Genomic DNA, 14,739 nt, shown 5'->3' with positions numbered 1-14,739 from the left:
GATCTAGCGCCATGTTGTCAGACCAATGTCGTGGGATGGAGCCTCGCGGAGATGCTTGACCCGCGTATCGATCCAATCGCCGCATCAATTCGCAGCGATCAATTCGCCTTGTGCGTTCTGGCTTGGCCTGCCCATGCGCAGCTCCACACACCTGCTCGCCGCCAGCGAAAGACTCAGCTGTTGTAAGCGGTATGAGGACTGAACGCAACGCAGCCGGCTCGCAGCGACGCGGCGCTCCGGCTGCGGGAGCCAAAATGTCTCTGAAGCAAACGGGCCGATTGATCCAGGAACTCAGGTTCGTCGGGGAACGGACTTGCACCGCTTAGCGGGCAAACTGTCAGCGTTTCCCCTTCAGCCCGGTTGAAATGGCAGGCGTCACCGGCAGCGGCTTCGTCGCGCTTGTCGCGACCCTTTCGGTCATGCCGGATTTGCCGGTGCCCGGCCTGGCGCTGCTTGTTGGCATCGACCGCTTCATGTCGGAGGCGCGGGCGCTGACCAGCATGATCAGCAACTGTGTCGCGTCCATCACCATTTCGCTGTGGGAGGACGCCTGTGACCGCGAGGTGCTGGCCCGTGAACTGGGACAGAGCGGCACTATCAAGGTCGCGGCCGGGACGAAGATCGACGGGGCAACCATGGTGCACGAGGACAAGAGCTGGATCTCGACGACGCAATCGGCCGCTTGACGCCGCGTTTGCATGAAATCCGTCGCACTGTTGGATTTGGCAAATCGAGCCTGTCGCGCGCAGGCTGCCAAGCCTAAGAGAGCGAGGTTGATCACTCTAGTTGGACTTGGCGCCCTCCTTCGCGTTCTCCGCCGTCGGCGATCCGTCCTGCGCCGGGCGCTTTCCGCCACCGGTAATGCGCTGCTTCAGGAGATCGAGGAAGGGAGATGCTGCGGGCGACTGCCGGATCAGGCTTTCGGGGTCGGGGAAAATCAGGGGATCGTCCCAGGGCCCCTGCACCATGAAGGGCAATTGAAAGCCTGACGTCGTGTTGAGGCTCGCGACGCCCTTCATGTCGTATTCGCGTGTCGGCACGGAGGCGGTGCCGGTCAGCGTGATCTTCGCCGCGGGTCCTTCGATGCGGATGTCCTCGGCGGTGGCGATCCCGTCGGAGAATTTCACTGCGATGGTGAGCTTGTCGTAGGGGGTCGAGCCGTTGCGGAAATTGCCGCCGCCCGACAGCGGCCGCCGCTCCAGCCGCTTGAGCAGCTGCTCGGCATTGAAGCCGGAGATCGCGCCGTCATGCCCGGTGACGGTGGCGCTGCCGTCGAGCGACTGCACGAGGCCGAACGGGCTCGAGCCGGAGGCGAAGAGCGACACGTTGATGTTGCCGCGGCCGGACAGCTTGTTGAGGCCGAACAGTTCGGAGGCGCAAGCCTGGAGATCGACGTCGGTGAACTGGAATTGCGCCTTGATGTCGGCGACGCTGTCGGCGCGCGCGATGCCGAAAGAGCCCTTGGCGATGCCGCCATAGACCTGGGCCTCGCCAACCGAGAGCGCCAGCGTGCCGTTCCGCAAATTGGCGCCGATCGCAGTGCGGCCGAGCTTCGACGGGCCGACCGTCAGCTTTGCCGCTGACAGGCGCATGTCGAGGTCAGTGGTCGAGAGCCCGTTAAGATCGAACAGCTGCCTGTTCCAGTCGCGCGCGCCGCTCGCGAGCAGGCGGAAGGTCGAGATATAGGGTGTGAAGTCGAGCGCGTCGGCGGCGAGCGTCGCCTGCAGCGTCTGCCGGCCGTTATTGGCGTAGGTCATCACGCCCTCAGCGGCATTGCCGTCGAGTTCGACATTGACGTTGGTGAGCGCGATCGAGGCACCCACGACATTGGCGCGCGCCTTCAGCGCGAAACGGCCGAAGCCGCCGCTGGCGGGCTGCGGCTGGCCGGTCCAGCGCAGCGCATTGCGCAACGACGGGCTGTCGATGGTGAGCGTGCCTTCCATCATCGGGCTGGTGCGGTTGGCGACGCTGCCGTCGAAGGCGAGCTTGAGCGGCGCGCTCGCGATCCGCGCCTTCAATCCTGAGCGCTCGCCGGAGAGGGCGGCGACGAAATCGGAAAAGGTGATCGAGCCATCGACGCGCTCGCCGCGCCAGTCGAACTGTCCGGTCGCGGCGAAGGAGCGCGAGATCGAGGGCCAGGCCAGCGACAGGTCGATGTCCTCTAGCTTCTCGGTGGCGCGCGTGGCAACGTCCTCGTAATTGAGCACGCCGTCCTGGATCCTGATCTCGGAGAACGACACTTGATTGTCGGCGCCGGGCTTCATGGTGCGCGCAATGGTCTGGATGAAGGGCGTCCAGTTGCTCTCGCCGTCCGGCTTCAGGCTGACATGAATGCGCGGCCGCAGCAGCGTCAGGTCGGCGATTTCGAACCGTTGCAGCAGCAGCGGCAGCAGCCGCAAATTGGCGGTGAGGACGTCGACATGGAGCGCGGGATCGTTGGCGCCGCCGCCCTTGAGACCGACGTCGCGGAAGGAGATGTAGCTCGCCGGCAGGACCGAAATGTCGATGTTGCCTGCGACACTGAGCTCGAGCCCGGTCACGTCGCGGATCTGCGCTTCCACCGCCTGGCGCAGCGCGTCACGGTTAATGAGCCAGGAGGTCGCGATCAGGGCGATCAGCGCCAGGCCGAGCAGCGCCGCGATCGGCGTCCCGAGGCGCTTCATTCCTTGGGCCATGGTCAATGGCATGTCCTGATCGGGTTGGTCATTGGAGCCAGAAGGGCGGGTCGGGAAACCTGCGTGCCCATGCCCAAGCCTTATTATGTTAAGTCCCGCAACTTGATGGGTTTTCTTGTCGCTTTCAAGGCCGCGGACGATTCTGCCCACGGCGTGGGCAGCTTCTATCACCCGGCCACGGATCGGAGAACCCCGTATCATTGACGGCTTCGGAGAATTTCGCCTAATAATCGCCGCCAATAAGGCGCGACGCCCGCAAGCCGAAGGTTCAGTCGAAGGTCATTTGCATGAACAAGGTCTATCCCGACGCCAAGTCGGCTCTGTCAGGCATTCTGAAAGACAACATGATGATCATGTCGGGCGGCTTCGGCCTCTGTGGCATCGCCGAGGAGCTGTCGGACGCGATCCGCGAGTCCGGCGTCAAGGGCCTGACGGTGGTCTCTAACAATGCTGGCGTCGACGGTATCGGGCTCAGCCGCCTCTTGGAAACCCGGCAGATCAAGAAGATGATCTCGTCCTATGTCGGCGAGAACAAGCTGTTCGCCCAGCAATTCCTCGCCGGCGAGCTGGAACTCGAATTCAATCCGCAGGGCACGCTGGCCGAGCGCATTCGCGCCGGCGGCGCCGGCATCCCGGCCTTTTACACCAAGACCGGCGTCGGCACGCTGATCGCCGAAGGCAAGGAAGTAAAGGAATTCGACGGCGAGAAATATCTGATGGAGCGTGGCCTGTTCGCCGATCTCGCCATCGTGCATGCCTGGAAGGGCGACACCGCCGGCAATCTCATCTACCGCAAGACTGCGCGCAACTTTAACCCGATGATGGCGACCGCCGCCAAGATCACGGTGGCCGAGGTCGAGCATCTGGTTCCGGCCGGTGAGCTCAATCCCGACCACATCCACACGCCCGGCATCTTCGTGAAGCGCATCGTCGAGGTCGGCACGGCCAAGAAGCGCATCGAATTCCGCAACACCCGCCCGCGCCCCGCCGCTTAAGGCGCGCATGATCCGGAAAAGTGGATACCGATTTTCCGGCAAGATCATGCGCAATGAAGCACTACAGGAGAGTTAGATGGCCTGGACCCGTGAACAGATGGCCGCGCGCGCCGCGAAGGAACTGCGCGACGGCTATTACGTCAATCTCGGCATCGGCATCCCGACGCTGGTCTCGAACTACATCCCCGACGGCATTGACGTCAGCCTCCAAAGCGAGAACGGCATGCTCGGCATGGGCCCGTTCCCCTATGAAGACGAGGTGGACGCGGACCTGATCAACGCCGGCAAGCAGACCGTGAGCGAACTGCCCTCCACGTCTTATTTCTCGAGCGCCGATTCCTTCGGCATGATCCGCGGTGGTCACATGGATCTGTCGATCCTCGGCGCCATGCAGGTGGCCCAAAACGGCGACCTCGCCAACTGGATGATCCCGGGCAAGATGGTCAAGGGCATGGGCGGCGCGATGGATCTCGTCGCCGGCGTCAAGCGCGTCGTCGTGGTGATGGAGCATTCCGCCAAGGACGGTCCGAAGCTACTGAAGCAGTGCAACCTGCCGCTCACCGGCGAGCGCGTGGTCGACATGGTCGTCACCGATCTCGCCGTCTTCACCATCGACAAGCACGGCGACGGCGGCATGGCCCTGATCGAGCTCGCCGACGGCGTCTCGCTCGAGGAGGTCAAGGCCAAGACCGAAGCCGAATTCCGCGTTGCGCTGAAGAATACGTAAGGCCGTCGCAATGGAGGCGCGCATGACGATACGGTCAGCGCGTCCCGACGACGTCGGTGTTGTCGCACGAACCATTCTGACGTCGCAGCGCGGCTACCGCACGCGTGGCTGGTTCGACGTCGCGCTCGGCTGGCCCGAAGTGCAGTGCCTCGATTTCATCGCGCGCATCACCGTCGCAGACGCGGTGTCGATGTGGCACGTCTCGCAATTCCTGATCGCCGAGATCGATGGCATGCCTGCCGCCGCGCTATCCGCGCTGCCGGCGGCCGGCACCGGACCTTCGGCCTGGCGCGCGATCGAGGAAGTCGCCGCTGCAACCGGGCTCGCCGCGCCGGAGCTGGAAGCCATCCGTCGACGCGGCGCCTATACGCGCGCCTGCTGGGTTCAGGGCGGCGAGGGCGACTGGATGATAGAATATATCGCAACCGATCCCGCCTATCGCGGTCGCGGGCTGGTGCAGGCGCTGATCCGGCACGCGCTGGATAAAGGGCGGGCGGCTGGATTTGGCCGGGCGACGATATCGTTTCTGATCGGCAACGAGCCCGCCGAACGTGCCTATAGTAAGGCCGGATTCGTGTTCGCGGAGGAGAAGCGGGATCCCGATTTCGAGGCGCTGATCGGCGCGCCCGGCTTTCGCATGTTCATGCAGACAATCTAGCCTGCGGCGCGGCCGATTTCATCGGAAAGCCGTTCCGCGCCCGCGACATGGTCGATCGGATCGATGCTGCCGTTGACGAGTTCGCGCAAGCCCGGCGCGAACCGCCAGCGCTGGCTGGCCGGCTGCGAACCGCCGACCAAGCGCGCAGGCGACGGCTCGAACATCTCGCTGCGCGCCTCACCAACAAAAACCGTCGGCGCACGCATCTGAGCGCGCGGACGATCGAGGGCTACGGCGCCAGCGTGTTGCCGAAAGCCGCCCGCAACCCGGCCGATCTGCTTCGCCGCATGTTCGGTCAGGGCTCGGCTGCCCATGTCCGAGGCTTGGCGGGACCACAACGCGTTCCGCGGCCACCCTGCCGCCGCCGCAGCGTCCCACGGAAACCCCAATCGAACCGGTTCCTTCCCTGCCGCGTCTCATCACGATGGCGAGGCATCTTTTCGCGCGTCCGGCTGGTGACGCGTCGATATCGGCAGGGAGGAAATTTATGCGTACCATCGCGAAATATCTGGCGACGACGAGTCTGGTCCTGGTGGCCACGGCGGCGGCGTTGCCGTCATGGGCCGCCGACGTGGACGCCACATCGGCTATCGACACCGTCACCGTCTATCCCGATGGTGCCACCGTGACCCGGGTCATCGCGCTGGATCTGGCCTCTGGTGACAATACGCTGGTCGCGAAGGACTTTCCGCTCTCGCTCGATCCGTCCTCCCTCCGCGTCGAAGGCGAGGCGGGCGCCAAGCTGACCATCGGCACCATCGACGCGCGACCGCCGCGTGCGGCGCCGCCGGTGAACCTGCCGGAGCTCGACAAGCGCATAGAGGCGCTGAAGGATCAGCGCGCCGATCTGCAAGGTGTCATCGACTCGGCCACCGCCCGGCGCAAATTTGCGCAGCACTTTGCCGAAGCCTCGCCTGCCGGTCTCGGCGACAAGGGCGACGCCCGGCCGATCACCGAATGGCGCGCGGCCTTTGCCGCCGTCGCCGAGGAGATCGCGACCGCCGACACTGCGATCCGCGAGGCCGCGCGAAAACAGCGCGAGATCGATCGGCAGATCGCGCAGCTCGAGGCCGAGCGTTCGGCCAAGCCGCCGAGCAAGCTGGAGGTGCGGATCGACGTCGCCTCGGCAGCCGCGACCAAGGCGACGCTGCGGGTGACCTATACCGTGCGCAATGCGCGCTGGCTGCCGCTTTATGACGCCCGGCTCGACACCGGCGCCAAGGACCGCAAGCCGCAGCTCGAGCTGGTGCGCCGCGCCGAGGTCACGCAATCAACCGGCGAGGATTGGTCCAACGTCACGCTCGGCGTCTCTACCGTTCGCATCAGCCGCGGCGGCAGCGCCCCGGAGCTTAATTCGCTGGTCGCGCAATATCCGCAGGTGGCGAGACCGGTGGCTGCAGGAACGGTCTCAGATCCGGCGCGGCCCGCGCCGGTTGCACGTCAGATGCAACCCCATCTTTCGAAAATGGCCGAATCGGCCGAGCCGCGTGAACGCGCTGACGAGCAGCAGGCGGTTGCCGAGATCGGTGACTTCCAGGCCACCTTCAAGATTCCCGGGCGCGTCAGCCTCGGCGCCGCCGAAGGCGCCAAGAGCCTCCGTATCGCTTCGGTGAATGTGCCCGCCGATCTGGCGGTGCGGGCCGCCCCGGTGATGGACCCGACCGCCTTCCTCGAAGCCAGCTTCAGGCAGAGCGACGAGGCGACTCTATTGCCGGGCAAGGTCGCGATCTACCGCGACGGCGTCTTCGTCGGCCGCGGCAAGATCACGGCGTCGGCCAAGGACGACATCGTGCGGCTCGGCTTCGGCGCCGACGACAAGGTTAAGATCGAGCGCGCGGTGCTCAAGCGCAACGAGGGGTCGGCGGGTCTCCTTGTCACGACGTCGAAGACCGACGAGCGCGCGTTCAAGACGACGATCCGCAATGGACACGACTTCCCGATTAAGATTGCGATCGAGGATCAGCTTCCGGTCAGCGAGAACGAGGACATAGTGGTCGAGATGCTGCCCGCGAGCACGCCGCCCACCGCGAGCAACATTCGCGACAAGCGCGGCGTGCTGGAATGGTCGTTCGACGCCAAGCCCGGCGAGTCCAAGGACATCAACTTCGCCTGGCGCATCCGCTGGCCGAAGGACAAGAGCATGGTGATCGCACCGGCCGGCTAGACGGTGTCTCTTCACCTCTCCCGTAGGGACAGGTGAAGTGCGCCGCAAGCTCTGCGCCAACCAACTGGGCATCATCGCGCAGGCCCAGCCGCTCGCATCGATTGCGGCAGCACGTACGGTACGCCGTCGTCGCCTTGGTGCACGGCGGCATCGATCTCGAAGATGTCGCGGATGATCTCGCGCGTGACGACATCGGCCCGCGGGCCGTCGACGGCGAGCTTACCGCGGTTCAGCACGATCAGTCGGTCCGCGAAGCGGATTGCGAGGTTAAGGTCGTGCAGGATTGCGACCACGGCCGTGCCGCCTGCCGCGCGGCGGCGCGCGGCTTCCACGAGGTCGATCTGGTGGCGCAGGTCGAGGCTCGAGGTCGGCTCGTCCAGCAGCAGAAGTCCCGGGCCGTGCTCGGCCTCGCCGCAGGCGAGTTGCACCAGCACGCGGGCGAAATGGGCTCTCTGCTGCTCGCCGCCAGACAGTGTCGGCAATTGCCGGTCTCTGAAATGGGCGAGGCTAACCTCGTCCAGCGCGGCATCGACGAGCGCGCTCGCCTCGCGCGAGCTGCGATCGCCCGCGCCCATCAGCACGATCTCCTCGACGGTGAAGGGAAAGGTGACGTTGATGTGCTGGGACAGCATGGCGCGGCGCGCGGCGAGCTCGCGCGGCGTGAAGCTGCTGATGTCGCGCTGCTTCAGCCGCACCTCGCCCTCGCTCGGGCGGAGATCGCCGGAGAGCAGCCGCAGCAGCGTCGACTTTCCGGCGCCGTTCGGGCCAATGATGGCGACCATCTCGCCGGCCGCGACATGCAGGCCAACCCCATCGAGCAGCGTCGCGCGGCCGGCGTGCTTGCTTAAGGATCGCGCCTCGATCACGGCGCTCATAGCGAGGCGAGCCCACGCTGCCGCAGCAGGATGGCCAGGAAGACCGGCGCACCGACGGCCGCGGTCAAAATGCCGATCGGCATCTCCGCAGGCGCCACGATGGTGCGCGCCAGCGTGTCGGCGCCGACCATCAGAATAGCGCCAAGCAGCACCGAGGCGGGCAGCAGCAGGCGATGCGCCGGTCCGACGACGAGGCGGAGCAGATGCGGCACGACGATGCCCACGAAGCCGATGACACCGCTGATCGACACGGCAACGCCGGTCATGGCGGAAACCACGACGATCGAGATCCGTTTCAGGCGCTCGACGTCGACCCCGCCGTGAAAAGCGTCGGCTTCGCCGAGCACCAGGAGATCGAGCCCGCGCGCGATGAAGGCGCAGGCCGCAAGCCCGACGGCCAGGATCGGCGTGAGCACGGCGGCCTTGGTCCAGGTCGCGCCGCCCATCGAGCCCAGCAGCCAGAACGTGATGTCGCGGAGCTGGCGGTCGTCGGCGACGAACACCAGCAGCCCGATGCCGGCATTGGCAATGGCGGTGATGGCGACGCCGGCGAGCAGGAAGATCGCGATGGAGGTTCGCCCGGCACGGCTGGAGATGCCGTAGAGGATCGCGGTCGTCGTCAGCGAACCTGTAAAGGCCGCGAGCGGCAACAGCTCGGTCTGGAGGAAGCGCAGCGCTTCGCCGAAGCGTGAATCGGTGAAGACGATCGCACTCGCCGCCGCGAGCGCGCCGCCGCTGGAAACGCCGACCAGCGCGGGATCGGCGAGCGGATTGCGAAACAGCCCCTGCATGATCGCGCCGGCCGCGGCGAGCAGACCGCCAACCATCGCGCTCGCTGCGATCCGGGGAATGCGGATCGACCACAGCACGAGCTGGTCACGCGCCGTCATGGCGTCGGCGATCGTATTGCCGGCAAAGCCGAGCGCAGCAGGCAGTCGCGAGAGAGGAATACCGGCCGCGCCAACCGTCAGCGCAACGATGGCGGTGAGCACGAGTAGCACGACCAGAAGGGGAAGCGCGAACGATGCGGCACGTCGTCGTGCGGCGCGTCGTCGCCGGCTTTGCGCATCCGTCCCGACCGCCACACTCATTGCCGGCAATTCGCCGCCGACAGGGCCGACGTGAACGCGCCGCCCTGTTCGGCCAACGTCGGATAGAGCTTGACGGAGAGATCGCGAGCGGCCGCGGCCGTGCGCGGCCCGAACCCGAGCAGATAGAGTCCGTCCATGGTGATGAAACTCTTGTTGGACGCAACCGGCGTCAGCGCAAAGCCGGGATGGGCATAGACCGCTTCGGCCTGGAGCGAATCGTTGCCGCGCTCGATCGACAGCACGACATCGGGTTTGGCTGCCACGATCGCCTCGTCGCCGATGATCTTGTAGCCATCATAATCGTCCACGGCGTTGGCGGCGCCGGCGAGCTGGATGATCTCGTCGGCCGCGGTCTTGCGGCCGGCGACCATGGCGCGTCCGTTCTGGAGCGACATCACGAACATCACGCGCGCCGGCTTCGTCACCTTGGCACGCAACGCGCGGAGCTGCGCGAGATCGGTGCCGACCGCAGCGCTCAGGCATTCGGCGCGCGCATCGACGCCCATGGCGTGGCCGACCAGCTTGATCTTCTCGATCAGACCTTCCTCGGAGAAGGTCTCGGGCACCAGCACCAGCGGCACCTTCGCCGCCTCCAGGATGTTCATGGTCTCGCGCGGGCCCGATCCCTGGATCGCCAGGATCAGCGTCGGGTTGAGGCCCAGCACACCTTCGGCGGAAATCTGGCGCATGTAGCCGACATTGGGTTTGTCGTGCAGCGCCGCCGCCGGATAGAGGCTCGTCGTGTCGACGCCAACCAGCCGGCTCTCCAGGCCGAGTGCATAGAGGATTTCGGTGATGGCGCCGCCGATCGAGACCGTGCGTGCGAAATCGGTGATGGCGACGTCGCGATTGCGCGCGTCGTGCACCGTGATACCGGCGGCGTGCGCGCCGGACACGAGCGCGAACGTGCCGGAGAGCAGGAGGCTTGCAAGCGTGCGACAAAATGTCATTGCGTTCACTTGGTCAGGATCAGCTTGTTCTGCGAGGTCAGGCGCAGGCGATAGCTGTCCTCGCCATGCGCAATGATGATCTCGCGCTCGGCCGCAAACAGCTCGCGGCTGTCGATCCGGCTTCCTCGCATGGTGAGGGTTCTCGTTGCTGCAGAAGGGCCTCCTGCCGCCCCCGCCGCGCCGCTGCTGCTGTCTCCTGATGTTGCTGACATTGTTGGTGTGATGCGCTTTCGAAATTCAGATGCGTCTTGCTTTGTATAAGGGGCGCGAGGCGCATTCCAACGGCAGCAATTTACAATCGATATAAACTGTAACCGGATGTCATTGACGGTCAGAGTGTTGCCACGTAACCGATTATGGCAGTGGGGAGTGCCCCGCGTGCTTTCGAAAGACAGCCAGCCAGTCGTTCGCGTTGCGAACGCACGCCAGCCAATAAAACTCCAAAACTAAAGTGAAGTGCAGGCTGGGGCTGATATGGCTGACGGGGCTAGGTATTCGCGCGCCCTGATTTTGGGCGCGTCGGTGGTTTCAATCGCGGCAATGACGGCGGAGAGGGGGCTTGCACAGGCCGCCCAGCCGCAGGCCGAAAGTGCGTCGTCGGAATGGCCGAAGCAAGCGAAGCGCAAGCCGGTGAAGCCGCCAGTTGCGCAGCCGGCAGCGCCCGACGTCATGAACGCCCGCGCCCAGGCTGGAGGCGCGGCGCCTGTTCAGACGCTCGACACGATTACGGTCGCCGCGACCAAGACACCGCAGCGGACGATCGATGCGCTCGCGCCAGTCAGCTCGATTTCGCTCGACCAGATCCAGGGGCTTCAGCCCAACCGTTTGTCGGGCATCTTCTATGCCGTGCCCGGCGTGTCGTTCCAGGAGCGCGGCGACGATCCCGCAACCGTCATCAACATCCGCGGCTTGCAGGATTTCGGCCGCGTCGCGGTCGTGGTCGACGGTGCGCGGCAGAACTACCAGCGCACCGGCCACAACGCCAACGGCTCCTTCTTCCTCGACCCTGAATTGATCGGCGGGGTCGATGTCGTGCGGGGACCGACTGCCAATATCTACGGCTCCGGTGCGATTGGCGGCTTGGTCTCCTTCCGCACCAAGGACATCAACGACGTGTTACGCCCCGGCGAGCGCTGGGGCGTCGATCTCTCCGGCTCCTACGGCTCCAATAACAATCGCGGCCTCGCTTCGGTCTTCGGCGGCGTGCGCGCCACGCCCGATATCGATGTCTTCGGCGGCGCGGTCTATCGCACGCAGGGCAATTACAAGGACGGCAATGGCACCGAGATCGGCAACACCGGTAACCAGGTCGAAAGCGGGCTGATGAAGCTCACGGTGCGGCCGGCCCTCGGTCACGAGGTCAAGTTCGGTGCCATCTTCCAGGATTATCAGTACGATATTGGTCAGTTCAACCGGGGCCCGGTGCTAACTGCGGCGCAGCGCGCGCTTTATCAGGGCTCCTCGGTTTACGCTTCCGACGCCAAGAATTACACCGGCACGATTACCTGGAATTATTCGCTGCCGAGCGACAATCTGTTCGATTGGCACATGTCGGTCTACGGCAACCGCGTCGACAACGACCAGACCAAGACCTATCACTATTCAACCGGAGGCGCGACCTATTGCGGCGCGGGCAATTTCGGCAACAACATCTCGGGCTGCGTCGGCGACAAACGCGGCTATGTCCTCAACACCTACGGCATCGACGTCAACAACACCACGCGCTTCAACGTCGGCGACTGGCGCAACGCCGTCACCTGGGGCGTCGACGCGTTTCAGGACGACGTCATCACGACCGACAGCCGCGGCAACTCCAACATCACCACGCCGAGTGGCATCCGTACTGTGTCGGGCGGTTTCGTTCAGTTGAAGCAGAACTACGGCACCTGGTTCGAGGCGGTGAGCGCGATCCGCTATGACCGCTACGACCTCGATTCCGGCAGGACTAGCGCCGGCGGCGACCGCTTCTCACCCAAGATCACCCTGGGCGTCACGCCGATCGCGGGCTTCCAGCCTTATGTCAGCTATGCCGAAGGCTATCGCGCCCCGTCGATCACCGAGACGGTGATTTCCGGCGCGCACGCGACCGGGGGCGGACCAGCGTTCTTTCCCTGCCCCGACGGCACCGTCGGCCTGTTCTGCTTCCTCCCCAACCCAAACCTTCGTCCCGAGGTCGGCAAGAACAAGGAAGTCGGTATCAACCTGAAGTACGACAACATCTTCAGCGCGTCTGACTCGTTCAGGGGAAAGATCAACCTGTTCCGCAACGATGTCAGCGACTATATCGACCTCGTCGCTTCGGCGGCGGTCCTGGTGCCGCCATTCGGCTCGTTCAGCCAATACTACCAGTATCAGAACATCGCCAATGCCCGCATCCAGGGCTTCGAGGCGGAGACGATGTACGATGCGGGCAGCTGGTTCATCGGTGTCGCCGGTCACTACATCCAGGGCAAGAACGTCGCCACCAATATCGGGCTTGCGACCATCAGCCCGACCAAGGTCGTCACCACCGGCGGTGTCCGCCTGCTTGATCGCACCCTGATCGTGTCGGCGCAGTGGGCTTCGTTCGGTCCGAACAACGACGTGCCGGCCAACTATATTCGCTCGACCGGCTACGATCTCGTCAATCTGTATCTGACCTACAATGCGACCAGGGATATCGTGTTCTCGGCCTCGATCGACAATCTTCTGAACCAGTATTACCGGCCTTATGCCATTCCCGGCAGCTCCACCGATGGCACCTCGCAGAACGACGTGCTGTGGACGAGCCCGGGACCGGGCAGGGTCTACAAGGCCGGCCTGAAGATCCACTTTGGGGGTGCGTGAGCCGCAGGGCACCGCAACACCACAACTTCCGCCGGGCCGCGCTGATGCTCCAGCGCGGCTTCGGCGCGTTTTCGTCTAGATCAGAAGAGGAGACTTTCATGTTCATCGCTATGAATCGTTTTCAGGTGAAGCTCGGCTCGGAAGCCGCGTTCGAGACCGTCTGGCGCAGCCGGGAGTCCTATCTCGGCAGCATGCCCGGTTTCGTCGAATTTCATTTGCTAAGGACCGGTGCTGGAGGACCACACGCTGTATTCCTCGCACACCGTGTGGGTCGACAAGTCCGCTTTCGAGGCCTGGACGCGCTCAGAGGAATTCCGCCGCGCACATGCGCGTGCCGACAACAAGACCGGCGCAAGCCTCTATCTCGGCCATCCCAAGTTCGAGGGGTTCGAGGTCATCATGACTGAGCGCAAGGCGAACGCGGCCGCCTGAGCCGGCCGATCATGAAGGGAGCTGGACATGTTGAGCACCGATCTCGCCGATCTCAAGGCGTATATGGCCGACAATCCCGACGCCGTGATCGAGGACGTTGCGCGCGAGCGCAAGGTCACCCCGCGCGCTGTGATCGAGGCGCTGCCGCCGTCCATGGTGCGCATGGGCGGCGGTGAGCATTTCGCCGCCGCCATGCAGGATATCGCCGAATGGGGCGAGGTCACGCTGATCGTCCACACGGACGATGGGATCTTCGAGTTCACCGGGGCGCTTCCCGCGGGGGAGATCGGCCGCGGTTACTTCAACCTGATGCAGCCGAAGGGATTGCACGGCCATCTCCGTCATGAGCGATGCGCGGCCGTCGTCTTCGTCGAGCGTCCCTTCATGGGCAAGACGTCCGCCTTCGTCGCCTTCGTCAATGCCGATGGCGGCATCATGTTCAAGGTCTTCGTCGGCCGCGACGAGACCCGTGCGCTGCGTGCGGACCAACTGGCGCGGTTCAGGCAGCTCGCGGACCGGATCGCGCCGCAGCCAACCGCGTAGCTTCTTCTGTCTGACGGGAGATCAGGATGCAAAGCAATTCCAGGCTTCGGCACATGATCGTAACATCCGTGCTGGCGCTCGCGCCGACACCGGCCTTCGCGATCGACGAAGCGCTGTTACCGCGCAATCTGTCGCCCTGGGGCATGTTCGTCAGCGCCGACATCATCGTGAAGACGGTGATGGTCGGCCTCGCCGTGGCTTCGCTGGTGACATGGACGGTGTGGCTTGCGAAGACCATCGAGCTGCGCCGCAAGGGCGCGCTGGCTTTGCACCGGACGCGCGCGCTCGAAGGCAACATGACGCTGGCCGAGGCCGCGGCACGGGCCGGCGATGCGCATGATGCGGTCGCCCAGCTTATCCAGTCCTGCGCCAAGGAGGCGGAGCTCTCCGGCGGCGTGCTCGATAACGGCCTTGAGGAGCGGGTGGCGCTGCGGTTGGAGCGGGTCGAGGCGGCCATGTCCCGGCAGATCGCGCGCGGCACCGGCGTGCTCGCGACCATCGGCGCCACCGCGCCGTTCGTCGGCTTGTTCGGCACGGTCTGGGGCATCATGAATTCCTTCATCGGCATCTCCGAGAGCCACACCACGAGTCTTGCGGTGGTCGCGCCCGGCATCGCGGAGGCATTGCTTGCCACCGCGCTCGGCCTCGTCGCCGCGATCCCGGCGGTCGTGATCTACAATCATCTCGTTCGCGGCATCGCCAATTACCGCGCGCTGCTCAGCGATGCCTCGGCACAGCTTACGCTGCTGGTGAGCCGCCAGCGCGACCACAGAGAATTCCGCCTGGCGCGGGCGGCGGAGTAG

The 14,739-nt window shown here is 64.9% G+C and carries 12 protein-coding genes and 3 pseudogenes; 10 read left to right on the top strand and 5 right to left on the bottom strand.

Annotation, left to right across the window (positions count from 1 at the left end; translation table 11 throughout):
* Window positions 1-368 precede the first annotated feature (368 nt).
* Window positions 369-686 (top strand): annotated as a pseudogene (locus tag IVB01_RS22440) (cation:dicarboxylase symporter family transporter); the annotation flags it as partial.
* A gap of 96 nt (window positions 687-782) precedes the next feature.
* Here IVB01_RS22440 and IVB01_RS22435 read toward each other — a convergent pair.
* Window positions 783-2,675, bottom strand: a complete 1,893-nt coding sequence (locus IVB01_RS22435) for an AsmA family protein (protein WP_247280277.1) — start codon at window positions 2,673-2,675, stop codon at window positions 783-785.
* Window positions 2,676-2,962: 287 nt separating this feature from the next.
* Here IVB01_RS22435 and IVB01_RS22430 point away from each other — a divergent pair, with 287 nt between their 5' ends.
* The 5 genes and pseudogenes from IVB01_RS22430 (at window position 2,963) to IVB01_RS22410 (ending at window position 7,219) form a co-directional block, all read left to right on the top strand.
* The gene (locus tag IVB01_RS22430) at window positions 2,963-3,670 is read left to right on the top strand and encodes a CoA transferase subunit A (protein ID WP_008546160.1); all 708 of its coding nucleotides are present in this window, start codon (window positions 2,963-2,965) and stop codon (window positions 3,668-3,670) included.
* Between the two features lie 76 nt (window positions 3,671-3,746).
* Complete coding sequence (locus IVB01_RS22425) at window positions 3,747-4,397, top strand: CoA transferase subunit B (RefSeq protein ID WP_247280156.1); 651 nt, start codon at window positions 3,747-3,749, stop codon at window positions 4,395-4,397.
* A 22-nt stretch (window positions 4,398-4,419) separates the two neighbouring features.
* Window positions 4,420-5,055 (top strand): GNAT family N-acetyltransferase, encoded by a 636-nt coding sequence (locus IVB01_RS22420; protein WP_247280155.1) that lies wholly within the window; start codon window positions 4,420-4,422, stop codon window positions 5,053-5,055.
* Window positions 5,056-5,060: 5 nt separating this feature from the next.
* A pseudogene (locus IVB01_RS22415) lies at window positions 5,061-5,360 on the top strand (DNA-binding response regulator); the annotation flags it as partial.
* A gap of 182 nt (window positions 5,361-5,542) precedes the next feature.
* On the top strand, window positions 5,543-7,219 hold the full coding sequence (locus IVB01_RS22410) for a mucoidy inhibitor MuiA family protein (protein ID WP_247280154.1): 1,677 nt from the start codon (window positions 5,543-5,545) through the stop codon (window positions 7,217-7,219).
* A gap of 71 nt (window positions 7,220-7,290) precedes the next feature.
* Here IVB01_RS22410 and IVB01_RS22405 read toward each other — a convergent pair whose 3' ends face one another.
* Genes IVB01_RS22405 through IVB01_RS22390 form a run of 4 tightly spaced genes read right to left on the bottom strand, consistent with a single transcriptional unit; the run spans window position 7,291 to window position 10,347 of the window.
* Window positions 7,291-8,094 carry a heme ABC transporter ATP-binding protein gene (locus tag IVB01_RS22405; RefSeq protein WP_247416277.1) on the bottom strand — a complete coding sequence of 268 codons (804 nt, stop codon included), beginning with the start codon at window positions 8,092-8,094 and terminating at the stop codon, window positions 7,291-7,293.
* Window positions 8,091-9,185, bottom strand: a complete 1,095-nt coding sequence (locus tag IVB01_RS22400; RefSeq protein ID WP_247494886.1) for an iron ABC transporter permease — start codon at window positions 9,183-9,185, stop codon at window positions 8,091-8,093. The genes IVB01_RS22405 and IVB01_RS22400 overlap by 4 nt, the downstream gene beginning before the upstream one ends.
* Window positions 9,182-10,135, bottom strand: a complete 954-nt coding sequence (locus IVB01_RS22395; protein WP_247280151.1) for a hemin ABC transporter substrate-binding protein — start codon at window positions 10,133-10,135, stop codon at window positions 9,182-9,184. The genes IVB01_RS22400 and IVB01_RS22395 overlap by 4 nt, the downstream gene beginning before the upstream one ends.
* 5 nt (window positions 10,136-10,140) lie before the next feature.
* Complete coding sequence (locus tag IVB01_RS22390; protein WP_247280150.1) at window positions 10,141-10,347, bottom strand: hemin uptake protein HemP; 207 nt, start codon at window positions 10,345-10,347, stop codon at window positions 10,141-10,143.
* Between the two features lie 262 nt (window positions 10,348-10,609).
* On the opposite strand from IVB01_RS22390, the gene IVB01_RS22385 reads away from it, so the two are divergent.
* The 4 genes and pseudogenes from IVB01_RS22385 (at window position 10,610) to exbB (ending at window position 14,739) form a co-directional block, all read left to right on the top strand.
* The gene (locus tag IVB01_RS22385) at window positions 10,610-12,961 is read left to right on the top strand and encodes a TonB-dependent hemoglobin/transferrin/lactoferrin family receptor (RefSeq protein ID WP_247280149.1); all 2,352 of its coding nucleotides are present in this window, start codon (window positions 10,610-10,612) and stop codon (window positions 12,959-12,961) included.
* A gap of 98 nt (window positions 12,962-13,059) precedes the next feature.
* Window positions 13,060-13,393, top strand: a pseudogene (locus IVB01_RS22380) (antibiotic biosynthesis monooxygenase).
* 27 nt (window positions 13,394-13,420) lie between these two features.
* On the top strand, window positions 13,421-13,936 hold the full coding sequence (hutX, locus tag IVB01_RS22375) for a heme utilization cystosolic carrier protein HutX (RefSeq protein WP_247280147.1): 516 nt from the start codon (window positions 13,421-13,423) through the stop codon (window positions 13,934-13,936).
* Between the two features lie 26 nt (window positions 13,937-13,962).
* Window positions 13,963-14,739, top strand: a complete 777-nt coding sequence (gene exbB, locus IVB01_RS22370) for a tonB-system energizer ExbB (RefSeq protein WP_247280146.1) — start codon at window positions 13,963-13,965, stop codon at window positions 14,737-14,739.

The sequence above is a fragment of the Bradyrhizobium sp. 164 genome (genome assembly GCF_023073715.1).
Classification (GTDB): domain Bacteria; phylum Pseudomonadota; class Alphaproteobacteria; order Rhizobiales; family Xanthobacteraceae; genus Bradyrhizobium.
This window is presented reverse-complemented; position numbering and strand designations above follow the sequence as displayed.

Excerpts from the sequence above, each read along its gene's own strand:
- IVB01_RS22385 (WP_247280149.1), top strand. The coding sequence starts at position 10,610 with ATGGCTGACGGGGCTAGGTATTCGCGCGCCCTGATTTTGGGCGCGTCG.
- IVB01_RS22395 (WP_247280151.1), bottom strand. The coding sequence starts at position 10,135 with ATGACATTTTGTCGCACGCTTGCAAGCCTCCTGCTCTCCGGCACGTTC.
- IVB01_RS22400 (WP_247494886.1), bottom strand. The coding sequence starts at position 9,185 with ATGAGTGTGGCGGTCGGGACGGATGCGCAAAGCCGGCGACGACGCGCC.
- IVB01_RS22420 (WP_247280155.1), top strand. The coding sequence starts at position 4,420 with ATGACGATACGGTCAGCGCGTCCCGACGACGTCGGTGTTGTCGCACGA.
- IVB01_RS22390 (WP_247280150.1), bottom strand. The coding sequence starts at position 10,347 with ATGTCAGCAACATCAGGAGACAGCAGCAGCGGCGCGGCGGGGGCGGCA.
- exbB (WP_247280146.1), top strand. The coding sequence starts at position 13,963 with ATGCAAAGCAATTCCAGGCTTCGGCACATGATCGTAACATCCGTGCTG.
- IVB01_RS22425 (WP_247280156.1), top strand. The coding sequence starts at position 3,747 with ATGGCCTGGACCCGTGAACAGATGGCCGCGCGCGCCGCGAAGGAACTG.
- IVB01_RS22410 (WP_247280154.1), top strand. The coding sequence starts at position 5,543 with ATGCGTACCATCGCGAAATATCTGGCGACGACGAGTCTGGTCCTGGTG.
- hutX (WP_247280147.1), top strand. The coding sequence starts at position 13,421 with ATGTTGAGCACCGATCTCGCCGATCTCAAGGCGTATATGGCCGACAAT.
- IVB01_RS22435 (WP_247280277.1), bottom strand. The coding sequence starts at position 2,675 with ATGGCCCAAGGAATGAAGCGCCTCGGGACGCCGATCGCGGCGCTGCTC.
- IVB01_RS22405 (WP_247416277.1), bottom strand. The coding sequence starts at position 8,094 with ATGAGCGCCGTGATCGAGGCGCGATCCTTAAGCAAGCACGCCGGCCGC.
- IVB01_RS22430 (WP_008546160.1), top strand. The coding sequence starts at position 2,963 with ATGAACAAGGTCTATCCCGACGCCAAGTCGGCTCTGTCAGGCATTCTG.